Origin of the sequence: Kitasatospora sp. LaBMicrA B282, from assembly GCF_050325825.1 — a bacterium.
Taxonomy (GTDB): Bacteria; Actinomycetota; Actinomycetes; order Streptomycetales; family Streptomycetaceae; genus Kitasatospora.
Window position 1 is genome coordinate 1 of sequence record NZ_JBNQTI010000273.1, and the last position, 7,526, is coordinate 7,526.

Here is a 7,526-nt window from a genome sequence, read left to right on the forward strand (position 1 = left end):
GGGGGGGGGGGGGAGGGGGGGGGGGGGGGGGGGGGGGGTGGGGGGGGGGGGTGGGAAAAAAAAAACATTACCCACGCCGGTGGCCGCCGGGTCAGTGCCGTTGGCCGATGTAGGTGCCGATGTCCTCGACCGCCGGGAAGCGCAGCCAGGGATCCGGCTGGGCCACCATGGCGAGCAGCCCGATCGCCACGGCGAAGAAGACCAGCACCAGCACGTCGGTGAACCGGCTGCGCACCGCCAGCACCCCGACCTCCGGCAGCAGCAGCCGCAGCGCCGCGCCGAGCAGCAGGCCGCCGCCGATGGTCAGCAGGCCGTAGCGGAAGTTGTCGAGCCAGACCACCAGCAGGCCGATCCCGACCACCGCCAGCACCAGCGTTATCGGCCACTGCCGGACCAGCAGCGGGTGGCCGCGGTCCAGCGCCGCCCTGGAGCCCTCCGGCGGCAGGGTGCCGGTGGTCTTGACCGGCCGGCGCCGCGAGGGACGGCTCGTTCGTACCGCGCTCATATCCGGATCGTCTCCCGCTTCCTCCCAGGGGCCCGACTAGCCGGCGATCTGCCGCTCGGCCGCCTCGACGATGTTGTTGAGCAGCATGGCGCGGGTCATCGGGCCGACCCCACCCGGGTTGGGCGAGAGCCAGCCGGCCACCTCGGCGACCCCCGGGTGGACGTCGCCGACCAGGCCGGCCTCGGTGCGGCTGACGCCCACGTCCAGCACCACCGCGCCCGGGCGCACGTCCTCGGCCTTGACCAGGTGCGGGACGCCGGCGGCGGCGACGACGATGTCGGCCCGGCGCAGGTGCGCGGACAGGTCGCGGGTGCCGGTGTGGCAGAGCGTCACGGTGGCGTTCTCGCTCTTGCGGGTGAGCAGCAGGCCGATCGAGCGGCCCACGGTGACGCCGCGGCCGACCACCACCACGTCGGCGCCGTTCAGCTCGACGCCGTGCCGGCGCAGCAGCTCGACGATGCCGTAGGGGGTGCAGGGCAGCGGGCCGTCGATGCCCAGCGCGAGCCGGCCCAGCGAGGTGGGGTGCAGGCCGTCGGCGTCCTTGTCCGGGTCCATCAGCTCCAGCACCGGGTTGGCGTCCAGGCCCTTGGGCAGCGGGAGCTGGACGATGTAACCGGTGCAGGCGGGGTCTTCGTTGAGCTCGCGGACCACGGCCTCCACCTCGGCCTGGGTGGCGGTGGCGGGCAGCTCGCGGCGGATCGAGGCGATGCCGACCTGGGCGCAGTCGCGGTGCTTGCCGCGCACGTAGGAGTGGCTCCCGGGGTCGTCGCCGACCAGCACGGTGCCGAGACCGGGGGTGATGCCCCGCTCCCTGAGCGCCGCCACGCGGTCGGCGAGCTCGGACTTGATCGCGGCCGCGGTGGCCTTGCCATCGAGAATCTGGGCAGTCATGCCCCCTATCCTCCCGGATCGGCGGCACTGCTCGGCACACCGCTCCCCAGCTGCGCCGCCCGCGCCCCGCAAAGCCGTCGCGGCCGCGACCGGGACTTAACGGAACGTGTGGATCCGGTTGCGGTTGCGCCACAGTTGTGTCCACTCCCCGTCAGTACGCTGGACAGCCGAGGCCGCCGCCCTCGACCATGGCACGAGCACCAGTGACACGGCCCGTCATCCGCCGAGCAGCGGGGGACGGGCGATCGGGGGAAGAACGTCTCGTGACCACGCCACCGCAGCACCGGCCGGAGCGCACTCCGGCCTGCCGTCCGGCCCTGCCACCGCCGACCGCCGTTCCTCGGTGACCACCCCGGTCCGGGCCGCCAGGCCCCACCCGGTACCCGCCGCCCTGTCCGTCCGGTTCGCCCGGACCGGACTGCGCTGCGCCCTCGCGGCTGGCGCGGCCCTGACGGTGGCGGTGCTGCACGATGCGCACGACCCGGGGGTGCTCTGCCCGCTGCGCCGCCTCACCGGCATCCCGTGCCCGGCCTGCGGCAGCACCACCGTCTTCATCGAGGCCGGACACGGCCACTGGGCCGCCGCCCTGACGGCCAATCCGGTGACGGTGCTCGCGGTCATCGGGCTGCTGACCGCGCCGCTCGGCGGCGGAGCCCGGTGGTGGAGCCTGACGCCGCGTCGGCGTGGCGCGCTGATCGGTTCCGCCCTGGCCGTCGCCTGGATCTGGCAGCTCTTCCGCCTGGGTGTCGTCCCGTCATAGCGGTCCACTAGTCTCACCCGCTGTCCCACCCGTCCCAACCACTGCCAGAGCCCGTCCCGCCCGGAGGCCTTCCGTGTCCTATCCGCCCGACCCGAACAACCCCTACGGCCAGCCGCAGCAGGCCCCGTACGGCATGCCGCAGCAGCAGAACCCCTACGGCCAGCCGCCGGCCTACGGCTACCCGCAGCAGGGTGCCCCCGGTTACGGCTTCCCGCAGCAGGCCGCCGCCCCCTACGGCTACGCCCCGGCCGCCCCGCCGGTGCTGGCCAGCTGGGGCGCCCGGGTCGGTGCGTACATCATCGACTCGCTGGTGGTCTTCGTCCCGTTCATGATCTGCTACTTCATCGGCATCGCGATGGTGGTCAGCAGCGTGGCGACCAGCGTGCCCACCTGCACCACCCCGGACCCCTCCGACCCGTCCTCGGTGCCGATCTGCACCCCGATCAACGCGGGCGCCACCACCAGCCTGAGCGGTGGCGGCCTGGCGATCATCCTGGTCGGCGCCGTCCTGACGCTGGGTCTGGGCATCTGGCAGCTGGTCCGCGAGGGGCAGGGCCAGAGCCTGGGCAAGAAGGCGGTCGGCATCCGGCTGGTCCGCGAGATCGACGGCCAGCCGCTCGGCTTCGGCATGGCCTTCGTCCGCAAGCTCGCCCACTTCCTGGACAGCTTCCTCTGCGGCCTCGGCTACCTGTGGCCGCTCTGGGACGACAAGGGCCAGTGCTTCGCCGACAAGGTGACCAGCAGCCTGGTGATCCGCGCCCAGTAGTGACGCCGGCTCCGCGGAGCCGCGCGAACACTGCCGAAGGCCGACGGGCCGTGGGGAGATCCCCACGGCCCGTCGGCCTTTGCGGTACTCAGTCCTTGCGATACTCAGCCTTTGCGCGGTACTCAGTGGAAGAAGTGCCGGGTCCCGGTGAAGTACATGGTGACCCCGGCCGCCGCGGCGGCCGCGACGACCTCCTCGTCACGGACCGAGCCGCCCGGCTGGACGACCGCCTTCACGCCCGCGTCGAGCAGGATCTGCAGGCCGTCCGCGAACGGGAAGAACGCGTCGGAGGCGGCGAAGGAGCCGGCCGCCCGCTCACCGGCCCGGGCCACCGCCAGCTTGGCCGAGTCGACCCGGTTGACCTGGCCCATGCCGACGCCGACCGAGGCGCCGTCCTTGGCCAGCAGGATCGCGTTGGACTTGACGGCCCGGCAGGCGGTCCAGGCGAAGGCCAGGTCGGCCAGCTCGGCCTCGGAGAGCGCCTCGCCGGTGGCCAGGGTCCAGTTCGCCGGGTCGTCGCCGGGGGCGTCCACCCGGTCGATCTGCTGGAACAGCAGGCCGCCGCTGATCCGCCGTGCCTCCCGGCGCTCGCACGGCGCCTCGGGGGCCCGCAGCACCCGGATGTTCTTCTTCCGGGCGAGCACCTCGACGGCGCCCTCCTCGTAGTCCGGGGCGACGACGACCTCGGTGAAGATCGGCGCGATCTGCTCGGCCAGCTCCACGGTGACCGGGCGGTTGACCGCGATCACGCCGCCGAACGCGGAGAGCGGGTCGCAGGCGTGCGCCTTGCGGTGCGCCTCGGCCACGTCGGCGCCGACCGCGATGCCGCACGGGTTGGCGTGCTTGATGATCGCCACGGCCGGGCCCTGGTGGTCGTAGGCGGCGCGGCGGGCGGCGTCGGTGTCGACGTAGTTGTTGTACGACATCTCCTTGCCGTGCAGCTGCTCGGCCGCGGCCAGGCCGCCCGTCCCGTCGGTGTAGAGCGCCGCGCTCTGGTGCGGGTTCTCGCCGTAGCGGAGCACGTTCGAGCGCTCCCAGGTGGCGCCGAGGAAGGCCGGGAACGGCTCTTCCGACTCGGTGTAGCCGGACACCTCGAACCACTGGGCCACCGCGACGTCGTAGGCGGCGGTGTGGGCGAAGGCCGCGGCGGCCAGCCGCTTGCGGGTGAGCAGGTCGAAGCCGCCGGCCTGGACCGCGCTCAGCACGTCGGCGTAGCGGGCCGGGTCGACCACGACGGCGACCGAGGGGTGGTTCTTGGCGGCGGCGCGGACCATGCTCGGCCCGCCGATGTCGATCTGCTCGACGCACTCGTCCGGGGTGGCGCCGGAGGCCACGGTGGCGGTGAACGGGTAGAGGTTCACCACCACCAGGTCGAACGGCTCGATGCCGAGCTCGGCGAGCTGGGCGCGGTGCGACTCCAGCCGCAGGTCGGCCAGCACGCCCGCGTGCACCCGGGGGTGCAGCGTCTTCACGCGCCCGTCGAGGCACTCCGGGAAACCGGTCAGCTCGGCGACCTCGGTCACCGGGACGCCGGCGGCGGCGATCCGGGCGGCGGTGGACCCGGTGGAGACCAGCTCGACCCCGGCGGCGTGCAGGCCCTGGGCCAGCTCCTCCAGGCCGGTCTTGTCGTACACGCTGACCAGCGCGCGACGGATCGGGCGGACGTTCTCCGACACAACGGAGGTGGAGGCGGAACTCATGCCGGGATCCAAACCTTTCGGTCTTCGATGCGGTGTCCTTCGCGGGCGAGACGGCCCACGACCTCGACGAGCAGCTGACGCTCGACAGTCTTGATGCGCTCGTGCAGCGCGTCGCCGCCATCGGCATGGTCGGCGTCGGTGATCTCCACGACGCCCTGCGCGATGATCGGCCCGGTGTCCACGCCGGCGTCGACCAGGTGGACGGTGCAGCCGGTGACCTTGACCCCGTAGGCGAGCGCGTCGGTGACGCCGTGCGCGCCGGGGAAGGCGGGCAGCAGGGCGGGGTGGGTGTTGACGATCCGGCCGGCGAAGGCGGCGATGAACTCGGGGCCGAGGATCTTCATGAAGCCGGCGGTGACCACCAGGTCGGGGTGCCACTTCTGCACCGACGCGGTCAGCGCGGCGTCCCAGGCGGCGCGGTCCGGGTGGTCCTTGACCCGGTGCACGAAGGTGGGCAGGCCGGCCCGGTCGGCGCGGTCCAGGCCGGCGATGCCGTCGCGGTCGGCACCGACCGCGACGATCTCGGCGCCGAAGGCGGGGTCGGCGGCGGCCTCGATCAGCGCCTGCAGGTTGGTACCGGAACCGGACACCAGGACCACCAGGCGGGCGGGGCGGTCGGACGGGGGTGGGAAGGCGAGCGGGTGAGCGGCGGCCACTGCGCGGGTCTCCGTACGTCGGGTGCCCGTCCGCTGGTACGTCCACCGGACGGTGGGGCCACTACGGACAGGCGGCAGGTCGGCGGTCGGTGGGGACGCCCGGTGATCCCGCCGGCTGGACGGGTCCGGGAACCTGGGAGAGCTGCTGACCGTCACCACGATAACGGCTGGCTGAACGCCACCTGACCAGGGACGATGCGTGACGCGCGTAGATGAGAGCGGGATCTCCCATCGGCACCGACCGGGCCCGCGTCGCAGCGGGCGCACCGGCTTCCGGCAGGCCGAGGGAGATCCCTCATCGGCCTGCGGGATCATGGGTCGCGACGCCCGACGACGATGAGGACCTCGACCGATGAGCAGCGGCAACAACAGCGACGAGCGCAACCCCTTCGCACCGCCGCCTCAGGACGCCCCGGACCAGCCGTGGCGGCCGCGCCTCCCGCAAAAGCCCTCGGACCGCGGCACCGGTGCGCCCGAGGACGGCGAGCCCGGCGCCGAGGGCCGGCCGAGCAGACCGCCGGTGCCGCCGCCCCACCCGTGGAGCCCCAACTGGCAGGGCGGCGGCGGCCCGGGCTGGCCGGACCGGCAGGCCGGCGGGCAGCCGCCGCAGTTCGACCCGAACGATCCGCAGCACCGGCGCTCCCGCTACGCGCTGATGAGCGGCATGGCCGGGCTCTTCTGCGCCATGGGGCAGATCCTGCCGTTGGCGCTGCTCTTCGGCGTCCTGGCGGTCTACTGGGGGATCAGCGCGCTGCGCACCCGCAGCGCGCAGAGCGCCGAGCCGGCCGCGGGCGCGGTCGCCCGCCCGGCCGTCCAGTCGCCGACTGCCGCGCCGACCGCTCCGACGGGCTGGTCGGCCCCGCAGCGCGGCCGCCCGCAGGTGCCCGCGGCGCTCGGCGGGCTGCTCGTCGGCGGGCTGGCGCTGTCGATGGTGCTCGGCCTGTTCTCGCTGGAGATGGCCTACAAGCCGTACTACACCTGCGTGAACGACGCGCTGACCCAGGTCGGCGCGGAGAGCTGCTCGAACCTGGCGCCCAGTTGGGTCGTCGACCTCAACGACCCGCAGAACAACTGACCGCCCGACAGGACGAGCCGGGAGCGGGTGGCAGGCGCCGGGGGACTCTCCGGCCTCACCCCGCCGCCGGTACGAACTCCCCGGCCCCGGGACCGTCGTCGGGCTCCTCCTCGACGATGTCCTCGGGTTTTGCGGCCCGGTGCAGCAGCCACCAGCGCAGGGCGGGGGCGCCCGGGACGGCGAGCGCGGCGGTCCAGCCGGCCGCGGCCAGGCCGCAGAGGGCGGAGGGGCCGAGCTCGGCCATCCGCCCGGGTCCCACCGCGCCGCCCGCCAGCCAGCCGCCGACCGCCACCGCCGCGCCGACCAGGGCCGCGCTCGCCGCGGCGGCCAGGGCCGTGGTTCCCGGTGACCAGGGTGCGACCGCGGCCGGGCCCGCCGGACCGTCCTCGCCGGAGGCGCCGTCACCGGGGGTGCCATCACTGGCAGTGCCGTCGCCGGGACCGCCGTCGTCGGAGGCACCCCCGGGCCGGTCGCCGGCCGCCGCCCGGCCCAGCAGGCCGGCCGCGGCCGCGCCCGCCAGCACCGGGACCGCCAGCACCAGCCGCTGCCAGCCCGAGGCCGTGGTCGGGGCCAGGCTCAGCAGCGGGAAGGCGAGCGGCGGCCCGGCGACCAGCCGCCCGGGTGCCACCACCGTGCCGGCCCCCAACAGGAAGCCGGGGCCGAGCGCGTAACCGGCGCTCCAGCACACCGCGTTGGGCAGCAGTGCCAGGCAGCAGAGCAGCAGACCGACGGCTCCCGGCAGGCTGCCGCCGGCCAGCGCGGCCAGCACCGGGTCGGTGGCGCCGGAGCGCAGCAGCAGCACCGCGCCGACCAGCCCCGCCGCACCGGCGAGCAGGGTGAGCAGCGCGGCTGCGGTGGCCCGGCGGACCGCCACCGGCACACCGGCGGGCAGCCGGTCCCAGGCCGTGCGCGACGGCAGCCGGTCGGCGAGCGCCGCGGGCAGCCGCTGCGCGGCCCGGGCCAGCCAGTCCCCCAGGTACGCCCCCTGCGGGAGGGTACCCAGCAGGGCGGCCGGGTAGCTCACCGCGAGCACCGCCAGCAGGTCGGGCAGCGGCCGGCTGCGCAGCGCGCCGCCGTGCGCGCAGAAGAGCGCCACCGGCAGGGCCACCGCCAGGTAGCCGGCGCAGAGCGCGGCGGGCACCGCGGCGGGCCGGGCCGCCGGCTGCGCCGCCG

General features: G+C 74.8%; 8 protein-coding genes. 3 read left to right on the plus strand and 5 right to left on the minus strand.

Going from position 1 to position 7,526, the window contains the following annotated elements; all coding sequences use genetic code 11:
* Positions 1–91: 91 nt before the first annotated feature.
* Complete coding sequence (locus tag ACQRUO_RS37790) at positions 92–505, minus strand: DUF3017 domain-containing protein (protein WP_428320710.1); 414 nt, start codon at positions 503–505, stop codon at positions 92–94.
* A gap of 36 nt (positions 506–541) precedes the next feature.
* Positions 542–1,396: a bifunctional methylenetetrahydrofolate dehydrogenase/methenyltetrahydrofolate cyclohydrolase gene (locus ACQRUO_RS37795; RefSeq protein WP_428320711.1), complete on the minus strand. Its 855-nt coding sequence runs from the start codon at positions 1,394–1,396 to the stop codon at positions 542–544.
* Between the two features lie 343 nt (positions 1,397–1,739).
* Between ACQRUO_RS37795 and ACQRUO_RS37800 the strand changes: the two genes are divergently transcribed.
* Together ACQRUO_RS37800 and ACQRUO_RS37805 are read left to right on the plus strand one after the other, a co-directional pair.
* Positions 1,740–2,156, plus strand: a complete 417-nt coding sequence (locus ACQRUO_RS37800) for a DUF2752 domain-containing protein (RefSeq protein ID WP_428320712.1) — start codon at positions 1,740–1,742, stop codon at positions 2,154–2,156.
* Between the two features lie 73 nt (positions 2,157–2,229).
* On the plus strand, positions 2,230–2,922 hold the full coding sequence (locus tag ACQRUO_RS37805) for an RDD family protein (RefSeq protein WP_428320713.1): 693 nt from the start codon (positions 2,230–2,232) through the stop codon (positions 2,920–2,922).
* A gap of 122 nt (positions 2,923–3,044) precedes the next feature.
* Here ACQRUO_RS37805 and purH read toward each other — a convergent pair whose 3' ends face one another.
* Entirely contained in the window at positions 3,045–4,622 is a 1,578-nt protein-coding gene (gene purH, locus ACQRUO_RS37810) for a bifunctional phosphoribosylaminoimidazolecarboxamide formyltransferase/IMP cyclohydrolase (protein WP_428320714.1), read from the minus strand.
* The gene (gene purN, locus ACQRUO_RS37815; protein WP_428320715.1) at positions 4,619–5,278 is read right to left on the minus strand and encodes a phosphoribosylglycinamide formyltransferase; all 660 of its coding nucleotides are present in this window, start codon (positions 5,276–5,278) and stop codon (positions 4,619–4,621) included. The genes purH and purN overlap by 4 nt, the downstream gene beginning before the upstream one ends.
* Before the next feature lie 352 nt (positions 5,279–5,630).
* Here purN and ACQRUO_RS37820 point away from each other — a divergent pair, with 352 nt between their 5' ends.
* The gene (locus tag ACQRUO_RS37820; RefSeq protein WP_428320716.1) at positions 5,631–6,353 is read left to right on the plus strand and encodes a hypothetical protein; all 723 of its coding nucleotides are present in this window, start codon (positions 5,631–5,633) and stop codon (positions 6,351–6,353) included.
* Positions 6,354–6,408: 55 nt separating this feature from the next.
* On the opposite strand, the gene ACQRUO_RS37825 is transcribed toward ACQRUO_RS37820, so the two are convergent.
* Positions 6,409–7,526: cell division protein PerM (locus tag ACQRUO_RS37825; RefSeq protein WP_428320717.1), on the minus strand; the 1,118-nt coding region annotated here is incomplete at its 5' end.